General features: G+C 39.3%; 14 protein-coding genes and 1 pseudogene. 10 read left to right on the top strand and 5 right to left on the bottom strand.

The features are described 5' to 3' along the window. Positions 1-71: 71 nt before the first annotated feature. A pseudogene (gene fliK / locus ACTTKV_RS06595) lies at positions 72-294 on the bottom strand (flagellar hook-length control protein FliK); the annotation flags it as partial. Positions 295-1,517: 1,223 nt separating this feature from the next. Here fliK and typA point away from each other — a divergent pair. The 3 genes from typA to ACTTKV_RS06580 all read left to right on the top strand — a co-directional run bounded on the left by typA (position 1,518) and on the right by ACTTKV_RS06580 (position 6,551). Then, positions 1,518-3,320, top strand: coding sequence for a translational GTPase TypA (typA, locus tag ACTTKV_RS06590; protein ID WP_442549811.1), 1,803 nt, complete (start codon positions 1,518-1,520; stop codon positions 3,318-3,320). Between the two features lie 192 nt (positions 3,321-3,512). Further along, complete coding sequence (locus ACTTKV_RS06585) at positions 3,513-4,088, top strand: hypothetical protein (protein WP_442549810.1); 576 nt, start codon at positions 3,513-3,515, stop codon at positions 4,086-4,088. Positions 4,089-4,109: 21 nt separating this feature from the next. After that, a complete protein-coding gene (locus ACTTKV_RS06580) occupies positions 4,110-6,551 on the top strand; it encodes a molybdopterin-dependent oxidoreductase (protein WP_442549809.1) in 2,442 nt (813 codons plus the stop codon). A 178-nt stretch (positions 6,552-6,729) separates the two neighbouring features. Here ACTTKV_RS06580 and aroC read toward each other — a convergent pair whose 3' ends face one another. Genes aroC through ACTTKV_RS06560 form a run of 4 tightly spaced genes read right to left on the bottom strand, consistent with a single transcriptional unit; the run spans position 6,730 to position 9,917 of the window. Next, the gene (aroC, locus tag ACTTKV_RS06575; RefSeq protein ID WP_442549808.1) at positions 6,730-7,797 is read right to left on the bottom strand and encodes a chorismate synthase; all 1,068 of its coding nucleotides are present in this window, start codon (positions 7,795-7,797) and stop codon (positions 6,730-6,732) included. A gap of 8 nt (positions 7,798-7,805) precedes the next feature. Continuing rightward, complete coding sequence (rnc, locus tag ACTTKV_RS06570) at positions 7,806-8,477, bottom strand: ribonuclease III (protein ID WP_107691527.1); 672 nt, start codon at positions 8,475-8,477, stop codon at positions 7,806-7,808. Then, positions 8,474-8,908, bottom strand: a complete 435-nt coding sequence (rnhA, locus tag ACTTKV_RS06565; protein WP_442549807.1) for a ribonuclease HI — start codon at positions 8,906-8,908, stop codon at positions 8,474-8,476. The genes rnc and rnhA overlap by 4 nt, the downstream gene beginning before the upstream one ends. Continuing rightward, positions 8,886-9,917, bottom strand: a complete 1,032-nt coding sequence (locus ACTTKV_RS06560) for a tetratricopeptide repeat protein (protein ID WP_442549806.1) — start codon at positions 9,915-9,917, stop codon at positions 8,886-8,888. Before ACTTKV_RS06560 ends, rnhA begins: the two co-directional genes overlap by 23 nt. 55 nt (positions 9,918-9,972) lie before the next feature. On the opposite strand from ACTTKV_RS06560, the gene dnaG reads away from it, so the two are divergent. The 7 genes from dnaG to ACTTKV_RS06525 all read left to right on the top strand — a co-directional run bounded on the left by dnaG (position 9,973) and on the right by ACTTKV_RS06525 (position 18,624). Continuing rightward, the gene (gene dnaG, locus ACTTKV_RS06555) at positions 9,973-11,652 is read left to right on the top strand and encodes a DNA primase (RefSeq protein WP_442549838.1); all 1,680 of its coding nucleotides are present in this window, start codon (positions 9,973-9,975) and stop codon (positions 11,650-11,652) included. 103 nt (positions 11,653-11,755) lie between these two features. Continuing rightward, the gene (locus ACTTKV_RS06550; protein WP_442549805.1) at positions 11,756-12,991 is read left to right on the top strand and encodes a M20 family metallo-hydrolase; all 1,236 of its coding nucleotides are present in this window, start codon (positions 11,756-11,758) and stop codon (positions 12,989-12,991) included. Between the two features lie 10 nt (positions 12,992-13,001). Beyond that, positions 13,002-14,321 (top strand): amidohydrolase, encoded by a 1,320-nt coding sequence (locus ACTTKV_RS06545; protein ID WP_442549804.1) that lies wholly within the window; start codon positions 13,002-13,004, stop codon positions 14,319-14,321. After that, positions 14,318-15,016, top strand: a complete 699-nt coding sequence (pepE, locus tag ACTTKV_RS06540; RefSeq protein ID WP_442549803.1) for a dipeptidase PepE — start codon at positions 14,318-14,320, stop codon at positions 15,014-15,016. Before ACTTKV_RS06545 ends, pepE begins: the two co-directional genes overlap by 4 nt. Positions 15,017-15,030: 14 nt before the next feature. Then, positions 15,031-16,341 (top strand): C4-dicarboxylate transporter DcuC, encoded by a 1,311-nt coding sequence (gene dcuC, locus ACTTKV_RS06535; protein WP_442549802.1) that lies wholly within the window; start codon positions 15,031-15,033, stop codon positions 16,339-16,341. Between the two features lie 10 nt (positions 16,342-16,351). Next, a complete protein-coding gene (gene pepT / locus ACTTKV_RS06530) occupies positions 16,352-17,575 on the top strand; it encodes a peptidase T (RefSeq protein WP_442549801.1) in 1,224 nt (407 codons plus the stop codon). Between the two features lie 59 nt (positions 17,576-17,634). Continuing rightward, positions 17,635-18,624 (top strand): argininosuccinate synthase domain-containing protein, encoded by a 990-nt coding sequence (locus ACTTKV_RS06525; RefSeq protein WP_442549800.1) that lies wholly within the window; start codon positions 17,635-17,637, stop codon positions 18,622-18,624. The last annotated feature ends 164 nt before the right edge of the window (positions 18,625-18,788 follow it).

The raw sequence follows: 18,788 nt of genomic DNA, 5'->3' as shown, positions 1-18,788 counted from the left end.
CGCTTGGGCATTTTCGCTCTCGTCGCTTTGATTTGAGCTATATTTGTTTTTTGCTTGTTCTCTTTTGTCTTGTCTTTGGTTTTGATCTGAGAAATTCATCTCAAGCTCAGTAAATCCCATATTTACAAGGCTATTTTTAAACTCGGCTTGATTTTGTAAAAAGAGATTCATCGTAGCCGTGGTTGAGTTAAAATTTACATGCAAGTTGTTGCCACGATTTACCATCGTGATCTCGACCTCGCCTAAATTTAGCGGATTGAGTGTGATATTAAAACGAGTGATCGGAGCTTTGTAATTTTGCACCTGTTCTTTTAGTGTAGAAGAGAAATTACTAAGCGTCTCTTTTATCTCAGCCTTTGTCTGAAGCTGGTGTTTAGCGCTATTTGCGATGTCTTTTACCATTTGGTTTAGTTCTGATTTATTATCGCTTGCAAAGGTCTCTTCGGTTGGCTCATTTTTGGTCATCTGCTCTCTTTCAGGGAATAGTAGGGACTCAAGAGTTGGAGCTTTTTGCGCCTTTTGCTCGTGTAAATTTACCTTTGTTTTTGGCTCTTTTGGCTGCTCCTCTGGCTCAACGTCCACTAGCTCATCATCAACCTTTACTTCGCTATCAAGCTTTTTAGGCTCTTCTTTGACTAAATTTTTAACTTCACTAGTTGGATTTGTCACAACCTCTTTTAATAAGGTATCGAGCTTTACGACCTCTTTTGGTTCATTTTTTATGATAGTTTGCTCGACCTCGTTTTTTAGCTCTTTTAGATAAAAAGGCTTGTTCTCGGTCTTTATAGGCGTGAAAAATTCTTGCTTGCCTAAATTTTTAAACATTTCGTTTAGTTTTGGCACATCCTCATTTGAAATTTCTATATTTTCAAGGCCAAGGTCAAATTTCTTAGCAAGATCGATAAGATCGCTAACGCTTTTAATATTGCTAAGCTCTTCGACGTTTTCGGGAACACTTAAGAAATTTGCTATTTTGTCGCTGAAATTTGGAAATTTGCTTACTTTTTCATTACCATTTAGAATTTCTAAAACTTGCAAAAGCTGCATGAAATTTGCATTTTCATAGAGCTCGTTTTTTGTGTTTTCGTCCAAATTTTCTTCAAGTGCGGTTGAAATTTTTGCTGCACTTTCACTTTGAGCTTTTTGTAGTGTCTCTTTTTGAGTAGTAACTGTTTTTACTATCTCTTTGACATCTTTTTCGGTTATCTTTTGTCCGCTATTTGCCTTGCTCGCAGCTGCATCTAAAACCATCGACAAAAACTCGCCGTTGTTTTGAGATTTCTTTGCAGCTGTGGGCTTTTTGGTGGCCGCAGGAGCTAACAAATCTACATTGTTTTTCGCTGTATAAGCTTGCATTTAAACCTTTCAAATTTTTAAACTTAATGCCAAGCATGCAAAATCTATTCCAAAAATTAATTTCTTGATATCAGCTTAAAATTTATAAAAATTTGGCTATAATCTGCCCCTATTTTAAAACTAATGAAGCGAAAATAGCAAACTAATAAACGGAGAAAACTTTGGAAAAGATACGAAATATAGCCGTCATCGCACACGTCGACCACGGTAAAACAACAATGGTTGATGAGCTTTTGAAGCAGTCAGGAACATTTAACGAACATCAAAGCGTTGGCGAACGTGTCATGGATAGCAACGACATCGAAAGAGAACGTGGCATCACGATCCTTTCTAAAAATACTGCTATTCGTTACAAAGATACAAAGATCAACATCATCGATACTCCGGGCCACGCTGACTTTGGTGGTGAGGTTGAGCGCGTTCTTAAGATGGTTGATGGCGTTTTGTTGCTTGTCGATGCACAAGAAGGCGTTATGCCACAGACTAAATTTGTCGTTAAAAAAGCGCTCTCTTTGGGGCTTCGTCCAATTGTTGTCGTAAATAAGATCGATAAGCCAGCAGGCGATCCAGACCGCGTTATAAATGAAATTTTTGACCTTTTTGTAGCACTTGATGCAAATGACGAACAGCTAGAATTTCCGGTAGTTTATGCAGCAGCAAAAAATGGCTACGCGAAACTAAAACTAAGTGATGAAAACAAAGATATGCAGCCACTTTTTGAGACCATTTTATCTCACGTACCAGCTCCAAGTGGTAGCGACGAAAACCCACTTCAGCTTCAAGTTTTTACTCTTGATTATGACAACTATGTCGGCAAGATTGGTATTGCAAGAATTTTTAACGGTAAGATCGCTAAAAACCAAAATGTTATGCTTGCTAAGGCTGATGGTACAAAGACAACTGGTAGAATTTCAAAGCTTATCGGCTTTATGGGCTTAGAGCGTGCCGATATAAACGAGGCCGGTACTGGTGATATTGTAGCGATCGCTGGATTTGAAGCACTTGATGTTGGTGATAGCGTTGTTGATCCAAATAATCCTCATCCACTTGATCCACTCCACATCGAAGAGCCAACGCTTAGCGTTGTGTTTTCTGTAAACGATGGCCCACTAGCAGGTACTGAGGGCAAACACGTCACATCAAATAAGATTGATGAGCGTCTTTCAAACGAGATGAAGACAAATATTGCAATGAAATACGAAAACATCGGCGAGGGCAAATTTAAAGTAAGCGGTCGTGGCGAGCTTCAGATCACTATTTTGGCTGAAAATATGCGCCGTGAGGGTTATGAATTTTTACTTGGCAGACCAGAGGTTATTGTAAAAGAGATAAACGGCGTAAAATGTGAGCCATACGAGCTTTTGGTGATTGATGCACCTGATGATACGACAGGAACGGTCATAGAAAAGCTTGGTAAAAGAAAAGCTGAAATGGTATCTATGAATCCAACAGGCGATGGCCAAACAAGGATCGAGTTTGAGATCCCAGCACGCGGACTTATCGGTTTTAGAAACCAGTTTATGACAGATACAAAGGGCGAGGGTGTTATGAACCATAGCTTTTTGGAATTTAGGCCACTTAGCGGAAGCGTAGAGCACAGAACAAACGGCGCACTGGTGTCTATGGAAAATGGTGTAACACTTGCTTACTCGCTATTTAACTTGCAAGATCGTGGTGTGCTCTTCCTCGATCCGCAGGCAAAAGTTTATGTCGGTATGATTATAGGTGAGCACAGCCGTCCAAATGACCTTGATGTAAACCCTATTAAAGGTAAAAACCTAACAAACGTACGTGCAAGCGGTAGCGATGATGCGATTAAACTTGTCCCACCTAGAAAGCTAAGCTTAGAGCGAGCACTTGAGTGGATAGAGGATGACGAGCTAGTCGAGGTTACACCTATAAATATCCGCGTTCGCAAGCGCTATCTCGATCCAACAGAGCGCAAAAGAAAAGCAAAACTATAATTCAAATTTGTTAGCAAGATCCTTTTGGTACCAGCCAAAGGATTTTGCAAAAATTTATTATTTAAATTTTACCTTGTCTTTACTTTAACCCTTTCAAAGTCCCTAAAATACTTACTTGTTTTAAAATATAACAATATAACTTTAAGCCTGATAGGAATAAAATTTCACTAATTTTATTACTAAGGAGTGCCTATGAAATTTATGTGCAAAGCCGCTATTTTATCTTGCAGTGTGATATTTGTCTTTGGTGCTGATGTAATCTCAAAAGATGTCAATGTAACGTTAGATGGTAAAAATATTGGAAAGATCGAAGTTTTAACGCCAGTTGAGGTTATAGAAAAAGGTGAAAAGACGAGCAAGATAAAGGTTAATGGTGTGGTTTCAACGAACTATTTAGCCCAGCTTCAAAGAAGCATAGAAGATCCGGAAGTTTTTATTGCTTTTAATGATGAAAGTGGGACAAATTTTAAAAAAGTAAAAGATATTGAAGATGAGTATGGCGAAGTATGGTACCAAGCAGAGGGTGTTTATGAGATACCAAATGACGTGCTTGGTGGCGATACAAAAAATCTTTATGCAAAAGCACAAAAAATTTATGAGGAGACTTGTTCAGCATGTCATAGACTTCATGAGCCAAATAGCTTTACAGCGGCTCAGTGGCCGGCAAATTTAGCTGGAATGGTCGATGCAAAATTTGTAGCACTAGACGAAACTGACCTAAATTTAGTGCTCAAATACTTACAACACAATGCCAAAAAAGTAAAATAAATTTTTCATAAGGGAGAAAATATGAAAAGACGAGATTTTATAAAATTTTCTGCACTTGCAGCCACTGCGGCACAAGCAAACAGGATTGAAGGTGTGACAAAAACTATTTTTGACCAAAAGAAAACTTTTGGAGCAAATAGATTTGGTCTATTTTGGGCAAATACCAACTCAAATCAAATCGTCTCTGTTGATCCATTCGATGGTGATAAATTCCCAAATACAATGAATAACAGTTTGCCAGATCTCATCCAAAATGAAAGTCGCGTACTCTATCCGTACGTAAGAAAAAGTTACCTAAAGGCAAAAGGCGTAGCAAAAAGCGAGCTTCGTGGCAAAGAAGAATTTGTACGTGTTAGTTGGGATACGGCACTTGACCTTGCTGCAAAAGCCTTAAAAGAAAATTTTGACAAATATGGTCCAGAAAGTATTTACGGCGAATGCTACTGGTGGGGTGGTAGTGGTAAGATCAGCTGGGGTAGGACTGTTGGTCACAGGATGTTAAAGGTTTTGGGCGGATATGTTGAAGAGAGCGGTGACTACTCAACTGGTGCCGGACTTGTCATTATGCCTCACGTTCTTGGAAATAGTGCAGTTTATGATGCTCCTACAAAATGGGAAGCTATGGTTAAAAATGCTAAGAACATCGTATTTTGGGGTACTGATCCGCTTGTAACTGGTCAAATTTCATGGCAGCCTCCAACACACGATGGTTATCTTGGTATCAAAAAGATAAAAGATGCTGGCATTAAAACCTATAGCGTATGTGTCTTTAAAAATGATACCACAAGATACCTTGACTCTGAAACTATCATCGTTCGTCCAAACACTGACGTAGCAATGATACTTGGTATGTGCCACTATCTTTATGAAAACAATCTTTATGACGAGGAATTTATAAAAAAATACACAGTTGGTTTTAATAAATTTAAAGACTACTTGCTTGGTACGACCGATAAAGTGGTAAAAGATATAAACTGGGCTAGCAAAATTTGTGGCGTAAAAGCTGAAGAGATTGCAAAATTTGCTACTGCACTTGCAAAAGAGCCAAGCACTATTATCGCTGGTAGATCACTTCAAAGACAAGACCATGGCGAAATGAGCTTTTGGGGTATCGTAACTCTTAGTGCGATGCTTGGCCACATCGGTAAAGAGGGTCTTGGATTTGAGTTTAACCTCTACTACGGAAACGGCAGCACTGATAAGATAGCACCTGCTCTAAAAGGCATCAGTACTAGAATCAGCGAGAAATATGAAAACGTAGATGGTGCTCCGTGGAAGAAATTTAAAAACGTAACCATCCCATCTTCAAGATCAATCGAAGCCTTGCAAAATCCTGGCAAAGAGATAGACTATGATGGCTCTAAGATCAAACTTCCACATATGAGAGTAGCTTATATGGCTTCTGGTTCGATGTTTACAAGACACCAAGATGTAAACAACGCAGTTAAAGCATGGCGTAAATTTGATACTGTTATCACAGCTGAGCCATTTTGGACAAGCACGGCCAAACTAAGCGACATCGTCTTACCAGTGGCGCTTGAGGTAGAAAGAAATGACATCAACCAAAGTGTCCCATCAAGCGAATACATCGTGGCATACAAACCAGTAGTTGAGCCAATGGGCGAAAGCAGAAGTGACTACTGGATCTGCTCACAAATTTGCAAACGCTGGGGTAGAGAAGAGGTCTTTACTGAGGGTAAAGATGAGCTTGGATGGGCGAAAGAATTTTACGCAGATGCGGTGGAACAAGCTAAAGCACTAGATCTTAAAATGCCAAACTTTGATGAGTTTTGGAAAGAGGGATATGTCAAATTTGACAAAGACAATGAAGAGACAAAATACTACACAAGACTTAGTGCATTTAGAGAAAATCCACATAAAAACCGCCTTGGTACACCATCAGGCAAGATAGAAATTTACTCTCCAACTATTGCTAAATTTGGCTATAAAGACTTTGCCCCACACTTTGCTTGGATCGAGCCGTTTGAGTGGCTTGGTAGTGAAAAAGCTAAAAAATATCCATTTAGTATCACAACCCCACACTCAAGATACCGCCTCCACTCTCAGCTAAATAACTCAATAATCAGAAACTACGCTGAAGTGAGCGCAAGAGAGCCTATGCTAATAAACACAAACGACGCTAAGAAAAAAGGCATCGCAACTGGCGATGTAGTGAGAGTCTTTAACGATAGGGGCGAAATTTTAGTAGGAGCACTTGTCACTGACATCATCCCAGAGCGTGTCATCGCTATTTGCGAAGGTGCATGGTATGACCCTGAAGTGCTTGGCGAAAGAAGCCTTTGCAAGCACGGTTGCATCAATGTCTTAACACGTGATAAAGGCACATCTAGTATCGCTCAAAGTAACTGCGGACATACGATACTAGCGGATCTTGAAAAATATAAAGGCGAGATCAAGCCGATCACCGCATTTTCTAAACCAAAAATTTTACAATCTTTGTAGAATTTGTATTAATTTAGCCCTCGCTTGGGGGCTAAATCAAATTTATTATTTAGTATCAAGTCCTTTCGATATAAGCTCAAACTGCTCATCACTTAGCTCGAAATCAAAAAAATTCTTATAAAATTTTTTCGTTTCATTAAGTAAATCTATATCTTAAAAAATTTATAGGTGTATAAATTTATTTATAAATTTTCTTTAAATTTTCAAGCTTTGTGGTCGCGTTTAGTAGTAGCATATCAGCGATCACTAGCCTTATCATCGCAGTTGCAACGACACTACCACGTATGCCTATGCATGGATCATGTCTGCCTCTTAGCTCAAAATCTACGACTTCGCCTTGTAAATTTAGTGTCTTTTGCTCTTTAAATATCGAAGGTGTAGGCTTGAAATGGCTCTTTAGTACGATATCTTCGCCACTACTTATACCGCCAAGTATACCTCCTGCGTTATTGCTTAAAAAGCCAAGCTCATCCATCTCATCGTTATTTACCGACCCAAATGTCTCACTTGCTTTTACACCAGCACCTATCTCGACAGCTTTTACACCATTTATACCCATTAAAGCCGCCGCCAAGGCACTATCAAGCTTATCATAAAGTGGCTCGCCAAGACCTGCTGGAGCATTTTTAACCACACTTAAAACAACTGCACCGACACTATCGTGGTCATTTCTAGCTTTATTTACCGCTTCTTTCATCGCCTCTTCGTTGCCAAGAGCATAAATTTGTGAATTTTTGGCAAAATTAAAGTCTACTTTATCGCTAAAAACCTTGCCAATACTAAATACGCCACTTAAAACCTCAATATTAAACTCATTTAGAAGTAGCTGTGCAAAAGCACCGCCAGCTACCCTGATGGCTGTTTCTCTAGCACTTGAACGCCCACCACCTCTGTGATCTCTAAAACCATACTTTTTAAAGTAGGTAAAATCAGCATGGCCAGGGCGAAAAATTTCACGTAAATTGTCATAGTCGTTTGATTTTTGATTGTTATTAAAAATGGCAAAACCTATCGGTGCTCCAGTACTTATGCCATTAAAAAGGCCGCTAAAAATTTCTATCTTGTCAGCTTCATCTCTTGCGGTTGTGAAGTTGCTTTGCCCAGGACGGCGTCTATCTAGCTCGCTTTGGATAAACTGTGTATCGATTTTCATTCCAGCAGGAAGACCGTCTATAACGCCACCTATGGCTACTCCGTGACTCTCGCCAAATGTTGTTAGGGTTAGTTTTTTGCCAAATGTATTCAAGCTCGTTCCTATTTTTTTATTTTTTCTAGTGCGATTTTTGCGGCTAGCTGTTGGGCTTGCTTTTTGGAGCTGCCAATAGCTCTTGAAATTTCCTCGCCATTTAGCAGTAGTGCGATCTCAAATTCTTTCTTATGATCAGGACCAGATGTGCTGATTAGTTCGTAAGATGGTATGATGCCAAGATGTGCTTGGGTAACCTCTTGCAGTGCTGTTTTGTAGTCTTTCTCAAGGTGAGCAAAATCGATTTGCGGATAGCAAAGCTCAAGTAAGTTGATAGAAATTTCTCTTACTTTAAGAAGGCCAGCTTCGAGATAAATAGCCCCCATCACAGCCTCAAAAGCATCACTTAAAATGCTATCTTTCTCGCGTCCACCATTGTTTTCTTCAGCCAAGCTCAGTCTTAAAAATTCACCCATCTTTAGATGCCTTGCCATATTTGCAAAACTTTTTTCATTGACAAGTGCAGCTCTTAGCTTGCTCATGTCGCCCTCTGCGATCTTGCTAAATTTTTTAAAAAGATACTCAGCCACTAGCAGATCCATCACTGCATCGCCTAAAAACTCAAGCCTTTCGTTGTTTAACGCCTGCTTAGTGCTCTTGTGAGTCAGTGCCTCTTCTAAAAGCTCTGTTTTTTTAAATTTATATCCAAGACTCTCTTCAAATTCTTCTAAATTTTTCATCTTTCGTTCTCATCTTTTATCTTTTGTGCCTCGTCTCTTGCCATCTGGTCGCACTCTTCGTTTTCAGGGTGTCCTGCATGCCCTTTGACCCAGCTTGCTATGACTTTATGGGGCTTTGAAATTTTCAAATACTCTTGCCAAAGCTCTACATTTTTTACATTTTTAAAATTTCTCTTTTGCCAGTTTGCAAGCCACTCATTTATGCTATTTACTACGTACGAGCTATCGGTAAATAGTCTCACTTCACAAGGCTCTTTTAGCGCTTTTAACCCCATTATCGCAGCTTTTAGCTCCATTTGATTATTTGTAGTAAATGCTTCGCCCCCACTCTCTTTTTTCTGTGCTTCATTAAATTTTAAAATGTAAGCCCAGCCGCCAGCTCCAGGGTTTCCAAGGCATGAACCATCGCTAAAAAGTGTTACTATCTTCACTTGGTTTTTCTGTGATGTGGGATAAAATTTTTACACTTCCAAGCTCGTGGCAGACTGGACAGCGGTAAAAGTGCATCGGAAATGAGTTCTTACAGCTTTTACAAATGTAGTTAAAACTAAGTCCTGCCGCGTCAAATTTAGCGTCTTTTAGCTTTTTAATAGCATTTAGCTCAAAGCCGTAAATTTCACAAGGCTCATTTATATCGCCCTTTGCGTAAAATAGCGATCTATACTTATCATCACTCAAATTTATAGGCGTTTTTAGGTTGTAAAGTAGATCAAGCACATCTTCAAATTTGGCAAAATCTTTTAAATTTTCTAAATTTTCATTGTGTCTTATAAAAAGCACTAAGATCATACGTTTTAAAAGCTCAAAATTTTGGCTAAGACGAGAGAGGACTTCTATCTTTTCATTAAAGCTTAAATTTCTATCATCAAGTGTACTAATGGCCTTTATATAGGCTTTTTGATCTTTTACATTTACTCCCAGCTCTTCAAGCGAATTTAGTGCATAAAGTGCCTCTTTGTAGTTTTTGAGCTTCTCATCTATCATCGTTAGAAAGCGAAGTGCGATGACATTTCTAGGACTTAGTTCGAGTGCCTTTTCAAAAACCTCACTAGCCTTTTTTAAAAAGCCAGCTTTAAAATAAACCTCTCCAAGCTCGTTTAGGATAAATTCCTTCTCATTTTTATCTCTAGCTTTGCCAAGGGCGATCAGATAGATGCTAATAGACTTTTCAAAGTCGCCATTTTTAGCGAAAGTTTGCCCTAACATACAAAGGCTTTGAGCGTCTATCTCCGGACTTTGCAGCATCTGCTTATGCTCGTCGCTTATACCATCTTTGCTGTCAAATTTTCTTATAAATTTTTCAATGCGTTTTTTTTCATCTTTGCTTGAAAAGATACCCCAAGCATAGCTTAGTGCAGCGATCATCAAAATAATGCTAAATAAAATAATAAGGCTAAATATCGGATCTCTATGCCCAATGAAAAAAATATCCACGCTCATACTTTGTAATAAAATTTTACTTTAATTATAACAAAGCAGTTGTATAATTTTGCTTATGATAGATCCAAAATCCATTGAAAAGCTTAAAAATCAAATCGATATCGTTGACATTATAGAGCACTTTGTGCCAGTCAAAAAGATGGGCGCAAACTACAAATGCGTCTGCCCATTTCACGACGACAAAAATCCTAGTATGAGCATAAGTCAAAGTAAGCAAATTTTTCACTGTTTTGCTTGTAAGGCTGGCGGAGATGCGATTAAATTTGTGATGGATTATGAGAAGCTTACCTATCCAGAAGCTATCGAGAGAATAGCTAGCCTTGTAAATTTTAGCCTTGAGTATACAAGCGATAAAGTTTCAACACAAAAAGAAAACAAGCACATTTTAGAAAAGGCAAATGCTTTTTATAGGAGCGAATTTTTCAAGCATGAAGCCGCTGTGAGATATATCTATTCTCGCGGTATAAATGATGCGATGATTGAGAAATTTGAGCTTGGCTGGGCTGGGGATAGTGCTAGTACTATCAGGCTTTTGCAAAATGAAAATATTGAGCCAAAAGAGGCGCTTGAGGTCGGTATCGTAAAGCAAAATGAAAAAGGAATTTATGCTAGTTTTATCGAGCGTATCACATTTCCAATATATGCCCATACGGCAAAGCTAGTTGGCTTTGGTGGTAGAACGATCTCAGATCATCCTGCAAAATATGTAAATTCTCCACAAAGCATGGTTTTTGACAAGTCAAAGCTACTTTACGGCTATCACCTAGCTAGGCAAAGTATTTTTGAAAAGAAGCAGATCATTATCACTGAGGGTTATTTAGATGTCATCATGCTTCATTTTGCTGGTTTTACAAACGCTGTTGCCGTACTTGGAACCGCACTTACAACTAATCACTTGCCACTTTTAAAAAGAGGAGAGATAAGTGTTGTGCTTTGTTTTGATGGTGATGGTGCTGGTATAGGTGCGGCTATAAAATCATCTCGCCTTTTGGTTCAAAATGAAATAGATGGAAGTGTTGTAATCATAAAAGATGGTGCAGACCCTGCAGATATGGTCTTTGCAGGCAGAAGCGACGAGCTAAAAGAGATGTTTGGCTCCGGGACTGAGCTTGGCGAGTTTTATCTCGAGCAAGTTGTCAAGAAATATGACATATCACGCCCAGTACAAAAGCAAAAATGCTTAGAAGAGATAGCGGAATTTACAAATTCTCTAAAGCCAATAATCGCAAAAAGCTATGAGTCGCTGGTTGCAAAGTTGCTTAAGATCGAGGTAGGCACGTTTAGTCTTAGCAACCAAAGGTATGGCAGTGTTCAAAATCAAAAATTTGCAAATGCAAATAAGCAAAATGAGCAAGGCTCTCAAAAAAAAGAAAAAACCGATCTTTTGGAGCTTAGCATTTTAAAAAGTATGCTTGCAGATAAAAATTATGAAAACATCGTTTTAAGCGAACTTAATGAGAAATTCTTTTTGCAGCATAAAAATTATTTTCAAGCTATTCTATTACCAAAGATCGAAAGCAATGCCGCGCTAATTAGAGAAATTTATGTAGAAGAGAGTGCAAAAGTGGCTTCAAGCGAAGAGAGCTTAAGAGAGGCTATTATAAAGCTAAAACTGAAATATTATGAACATTTTCGTGCGGAGACTAAAGAGTCACAAAAACCCAACAAAATCGAAATAATGCAAAAAATTTCAGAGATCATAAAAGGCTTACATAACAAGCTACAAAAAACTTAAATTAAATATTTAACACGTTTTCAGCTTCAAATCATAAAACTAAATGTAAAATGCATAAAGTAATAAATGTTTTTAAGATTAGTTTTATTTTTAAGGGTTTATTATGATAAATTTTAAAAGATTTGAAGAGAATTTTAATGCTATAAGTAGATTTGGAGCATTAAAAGGAGGTGGTCTTACAAGGCTTGCATTTAGCAAAGAAGACTTGGAAGCTAGAAATTTTCTTATAAATTTAATAGAAGAAAATGGATTTAAGCTTAAAATTGACAATATCGGTAACATCTATGCTGTATATGACGATGGCTGTGAGCCAGGCGAAAAGCCGGTTTGTGTGGGCTCTCATATCGATAGTGTGCCAAATGGTGGCTTTTACGATGGTACGCTTGGTGTCATGGCAGGACTTGAAGCGCTAACCTCGATAAAAGAAGCTGGCATTAAGTTAAAGCGTCCGCTTTGGCTGATTAACTTTTGCTGCGAAGAATCGAGTCGCTTTAAGACAGCAACTATCGGAAGTAAGATAATAAGTGGCAAGCTTGGTTTGCAAAGGCTTCATGAGCTAAAAGATGAAGATGGTATCTCGCTCTTTGAGGCGATGAGTAAATTTGGACTTGACCCACAAAATTTAAATGATTCTATTTTAAAAGAACACTCACTTCATTCATATTTAGAACTTCACATTGAACAAGGCCCAGTGCTTGAGCGAAGTGATATAAGCGTTGGTGTAGTAAGCGGTATCGCCGCTCCTATTAGATTTGAAATTATTATTCATGGTAAGGCAGATCACAGCGGTGCGACTCCGATGAATATGCGAAATGATGCTCTGCTTGCCGCCTCACACATAATAATCGCTGCAAATAAATTTGCAAAAAACAAAAAAACGGCCGTGGCAACCGTTGGCTACGCTCATGCAAAACCAGGAGTGTTAAATGTAGTTCCAGGTGAAGCTATACTAGGAGTTGATCTAAGAGATATAGACAAAGCGAGCTTAAATGAGCTAAATAATGAGCTTAGAAATTTTATAAACGAATTAAGCAGTGAGCTAAAATTTAGCTACGAGATAAGAGAGCTTAGCAGCGACGAGCCGGTAAAATTAAGCGAACACGCTATAAATTTACTTACCCAAGAGGCTGCTAAGCTTGGCATAAAAACGCTTACTTTGCCAAGCGGAGCCGGACACGATGCGATGAATCTAACAAAACTTGCAAGTAGTGTTGGCATGCTTTTTATACCTTGCGTTGGCGGCATTAGTCACAATATAGCAGAGGCTATAAATTTTGATGATGCTTTCAAAGCTACACAAATTTTAACAAATGTACTAATTAAACTATCAAATGAATAAGGAGAAATCTATGGACAAAATAGCAAATTTGGCTCTTTCTTTAAAAGATGAGCTGATCAAGGATCGCAGGTATTTTCACTCACATCCAGAGACTGGCTGGTTTACATTTTTTACAACCGCCGTACTAGCAAAGAGGCTTAGTGATCTAGGATATGAAATAAGCCTTGGCGACAAGGTCGTTAAAGCCGATGCAAGGCTTGGCCTTGGCTCAAAAGAGCAATGCGAAAAAGCAATAGAAAGAGCCAAAAAACTCCTAAGTCCTGAAGAGGCAAAATATCTTCCTTATATGAAAGATGGATTAACTGGCCTAACTGCCTTTATAGATACAAAAAGGCCTGGAAAATTTACAGCATTTAGATTTGACATAGATAGCGTTGATGTGACGGAGAGCGCAGATGCTGATCACAGACCTTGCAAAGAGGGCTTTGGCGCAGATATCGCTGGTATCATGCACGCTTGCGGACACGATGGACACGCATCTATTGGCCTAGGTCTAGCAAAACTTATAGCTAAGAATTTAGATGAATTTAATGGCAAATTTAAATTTATATTTCAAACAGCAGAAGAGGGCACAAGAGGAGCTGTAGCTATGGAAGCTGCTGGTGTGCTTGATGGTGTAGAGTATTTACTAGGCGGACACATCGGCTTTCAGGCAAAAACTAACGGCGGCATCATCTGCGGAACAAATAAGCTACTTGCAACTTCTAAATTTGATGTGCATATCACAGGTCGCTCGGCTCATGCAGCTGGAGCACCGCAAGACGGCGCAAATGCTCTTTTAGCCGCAGCACAAATGGCTTTAAATATGCATGGCATCACAAGACATGCAAAGGGTGTAACTAGGATAAATGTGGGCGTTTTAAAAGCGGGCGAAGGCAGAAACGTCATCGCTCCAAACGGCTATCTAGCTTGCGAAACAAGAGGCGAGGATACAAATTTAAACGAATTTATGTATGAAAAATGCATGGATATCGTTAAAGGTGTTAGCCAAATTTACGGCGTAGAGAGTAAAGTCGTAATGACTGGTGGCACAAGCGGAGCTGACAGCGATAAAGAGGTAACAGAAATTTTCTATGAAGCAGCTAAAGAGAGTCCATTTATAGATGATGATAAGATCGTAAAAGAGCTTGACTTTGGTGCTTGCGAAGATTTTGCTCATTTTATGAGAGCTTTGCAAGACAAAGGCGCAAAGAGCGGATATATGATGATAGGAACAAACCTAAAAGCAGGCCATCACAACTGCAAATTTGACTTTGATGAGGAGTGTTTGGTTGCCGGAGTTGATGTCTATCTAAGATCTGCTTACAAACTAAATGGAGTAAAAAAATGAAAAACGCTTTACTAATCAGCGCTTCAAGCTATAAAGATACTGGTTACTTAAGACACTGCGAGGGTTGGATTAAGGAATTTTTAGGAAGTGACGCGGACGAGGAGATACTATTTATCCCTTATGCTGGGGTTAGACGTACAAATGACGAATATGAACAAAAGGTGATAGAGTGTCTAAATAATAAAAATATCAAATCTATCCACCGCTATGAAGATAAAATTTCTGCTATCAAAAATGTAAAAAGCATTGCGGTTGGCGGCGGAAATACCTTCATGCTACTTCATATGCTTTATAAGCTAAATTTGATTGAGCCTATAAAAGAGGCGGTGACAAACGGCACAAAATACTTTGGCTGGTCGGCTGGCGCAAATATCGCTGGCAAGACGATGATGACTACAAATGATATGCCTATCATTATGCCAAAGTCATTTGATAGTCTAAATATCTTCCCTTATCAGATCAACCCACACTTTATAAGTGGTAAGCTAGCTGGTCATAACGGCGAGAGTAGAGAAGAGAGACTGGAGGAATTTTTAATAGCAAATCCAAAAGATACTATCTATGCTCTACCTGAAGGCACAGCTTTGGTTATAAGGGGTAATGAGGTTGAGGTCATCGGACATAGCGACATTTTAAAGCTTGAGTACAAAAAAGAGATAGAAAAGATAGCAATTAAAACAAAATTTAAAATCTAAACAAGGAGAGAGGCATGGAATCATTCAAACTCGTAGCTGCCATTCTTGGCATAGTTGCAGTTGTGGCACTTCTTGTCTTAAAAAAAGAGACAAGAACGGTGCTAATAGGCGTTGGTTTGGTGCTTTGTTTAATCGCACTAAAACCTATGGGGGCATTAAGTGCTTTTACTGACTATATGACTAAAGCAGGGCTTATAAAAGCGATTTGTGCTAGTATGGGTTTTGCTTTTGTTATGAAATATACAATGTGCGATAAACACCTTGTTGGACTTCTTACAAAGCCACTTAAAAACGTAGGATTTATATTAATCCCAGCAACAACAGTGCTAACTTATTTTATAAACATAGCCATCCCTTCAGCTGCAGGATGCTCCGCCGCTGTTGGTGCGACGCTTATACCGCTTCTAATGGCTTCAGGCGTTCGCCCTGCGATGGCTGGTGCGGCTGTTTTTGCTGGTACATTTGGCTCAGTTCTAAGCCCAGGCTCTGCTCACAACGTATACGTGGCTGATCTTGTTAAAAAGACAGTTGCAAATTACACTGTTCAAGATGTCATAAAAGTGCAAATTCCTAGTGCATTTACAGCTCTTGCTATCGTAGTTATTACACTAACTATTGTTGCGATACTTTTTAAAGACTATCAAAAAAATACAAATTTCACTCTTGAGGGTAGTGCTAAAAACGAAGATAATTCGGCTTTCAAAGTAAATTTTATTTACGCTATTATGCCTCTTGTTCCACTTGTGATCTTAGTTATCGGCGGAACAAGCCTTTCAAAAGACTATAGCTTCCTTGCATGGACAAAGATGGGTGTTGCTGAGGCAATGATACTTGGTGCGATCATAGCTATCTTTGCTACGCTTACCAACCCACAAAAGATCACAAAAGAATTCTTTAACGGCATGGGTCACGCTTACGCTGATGTTATCGGTATCATCATCGCAGCTGGCGTCTTTGTCGCTGGCTTAAAGGCATGCGGAGCTGTTGACGTAGTTATTGCATGGTTAAAGACAGATCAAAGCTATGTTAAATTTGGCGGAACATTTGTGCCATTTATCATGGGTATAGTTACAGGTTCTGGTGACGCTGCTACATTTGCGTTTAATGAAGCCGTCACAACAAATGCCGCTGCACTTGGCTTTGAACAAGATAAGCTTGGTATGGCCGCAGCCATCGCTGGCTCACTTGGACGTTCAGCTTCTCCAATAGCAGGTGCTGCTATCGTTTGTGCAGGTATCGCTATGGTTAGCCCAGTCGAGCTTGCAAAAAGAACATTTTTAGGTATGTTTATCTCTGTTGTGGCGATCGCATTTTTCGTCATCTAAAGGATGAAAAATGGATATCGTAGAGAGATTTATAAACTATACGAAATTTAACACCACGACAAATAAAGAGAATGGATTAAAAGGCATCATGCCTTCTAATCCAACCGAGTACGAGCTAGCTTGTTTTTTGAAAGACGAGCTTAGCTCGCTTGGTATAAAAGACATCCTCTTGCAAGATAATGCTATCTTGATAGCAAAAATTCCTGCAAACTGTGAAAATGCTCCAAGCATAGCCTTTTTTGCGCACTTAGATACAAGTAGCGAGCAAAAAAACGATACAAAAGCTAAGATCGTAAGATACACAGGTGGCGACATCTGTCTAAACGAAGAGCAGGGAATTTATCTTAAATTTAGTGACAACCCAGAGCTTAAAAAGTATGAGGGTGATGATATCGTAGTGACTGATGGCACTAGCTTGCTTGGTGCTGATGATAAGGCCGCGATCGCTAGTATCGTAAATATGGCTAGCTATTTCATGCAAAATCCTGATGTGAAGCACGGCAAGATCGTGATCTGCTTCGTGCCTGATGAGGAGCAGGGTTTGCTTGGCGCAAAGGCGCTTGATGTGAGCTTGCTTGGAGCTGACTTTGGTTACTGCTTAGACTGCTGCGAGGTAGGCGAGCTCATATATGAAAACTGGAACGCAGCTGACTGCACTATGGTATTTAAAGGCGTTCCGGCTCATCCTATGAATGCAAAGGGTAAGCTTGTAAATTCGCTACTTCTAGCACATAAATTTATCTCGCTCTTGCCAGGCGGCGAAGTGCCAGAGTGCACCGAGGGCAAAGAGGGCTACTTCTGGGTAAAAGAGCTTAGCGGAAATAGCGCAAAAACGACACTCAAGATCGACATAAGAGAATTTGACGAGCCTAAATTTCAAAAAAGACTCGAGTTTTTAAGCGACATGGCAAATTCTTTTAACAAAATTTATGGCGATTGCTGTGAGATCACGCTAACAACACGCTATGAAAATGTATTTAAATTTTTAAAAGACGAAAATTCGCTCCCGATAAAACTTGCAAAAGATGCCTTTAGTGAACTAAATATCACACCAAATATAAAGCCGATGCGTGGCGGATACGATGGTGCTGGGATCTCTGCAAAAGGCGTGCCAACGCTAAATTTATTCACAGGAGCTAACAACTTCCACTCGATATATGAGTACCTACCAGTTGGCAGCCTAAAAGCCTCAAGCGAAGTGATCAAAAAAATCATAATTAACGCTGCTAAATAAACTTCATAAAAGCCTAGATTTAGTAAATTTAGGCTTTAAATTTCACTTTCAGGACAAAAATGAAGGCTTTAGCTTTGTTTAGCGGAGGGCTTGACAGCATGCTCTCGATCAAAATTATAAGCGATCAAAACATTGAAGTAGTCGCACTTTATATGGATACTGGCTTTGGTGCGGATGAGAAAAAGCACGAGATATTAAGAAAGCGCGCGGCTATGGCTGGGGCAAGCTTAAAGGTCGTTGATCTACGAAATGAATATCTTCGCGATGTGCTTTTTAACCCAAAATACGGCTACGGCAAGCAGTTTAACCCATGTATTGACTGCCATGGATATATGTTTAAAACAGCTCTTAATATGTTAAAAAGCGAAAATGCAAATTTTATTATCACAGGTGAAGTAGTGGGACAAAGGCCGATGAGCCAGCGCAGAGATGCACTTTTCCAGGTTAAACGTCTAGCTGATGATGAGGACGATCTAGTGCTTCGTCCGATGTGCGCCAAGCTTCTACCGCCAACAAAGCCTGAGCGTGAGGGCTGGGTTGATAGAGAGAAGCTGTTTGGTATAAGTGGGCGCGACAGAAAGCCACAGCTTGCTTTGGCAAAGGAATTTGGCTTTGAGGACTACGAGACGCCAGGAGGTGGTTGCTTGCTCACCATCGAGAGCTTTGCCGTAAAAATAAAAGACTATTTGAAATTTGATAAAGAGATGCGAGACATTGACGTGAAGTGGCTAAAACTTGGTAGGCATCTGCGTTTACCAGATGGCGCTAAAATGATAATAGGCCGTGACGAGAGCGACAACAACGAACTTTTATCGCACCCAAACGATAAATTTGAACAGGTGAAATTTAAAGCGAGTGACGATATCGTGGGAGCTGTTAGTTTTATAAGTAAAAATGCTAGTATGGCCGATAGAGAGCTTGCTGCTAAACTTGCATTAGCATATACAAAAGCCGATAAAGAGAAGAAATTTGATGTTTTTGTGGGAGCTGATAAATTTAGGATATCTCCTATCGATAAAGCCTTGGCTCAAAATTATTTCGTAAGGTAGTTTTTTATTGATTTTTGCAGACATTTTTGATTTGTATTTGGATTAATAAAAATAGTTTTTATCTACAAATAAGTTTAAAAATTATATAATCCAAAACTTATTTTTAAGTGTCACGGTAGCTCAGCTGGTTAGAGCGCTGGTCTCATAAGCCGGAGGTCGGGAGT

The sequence above is a fragment of the Campylobacter sp. genome (assembly GCF_052169515.1).
Lineage (GTDB): Bacteria > Campylobacterota > Campylobacteria > Campylobacterales > Campylobacteraceae > Campylobacter_A.
Note: the sequence above shows the minus strand (reverse complement) of the source record. Positions and strands in the feature narration are given on the sequence as shown.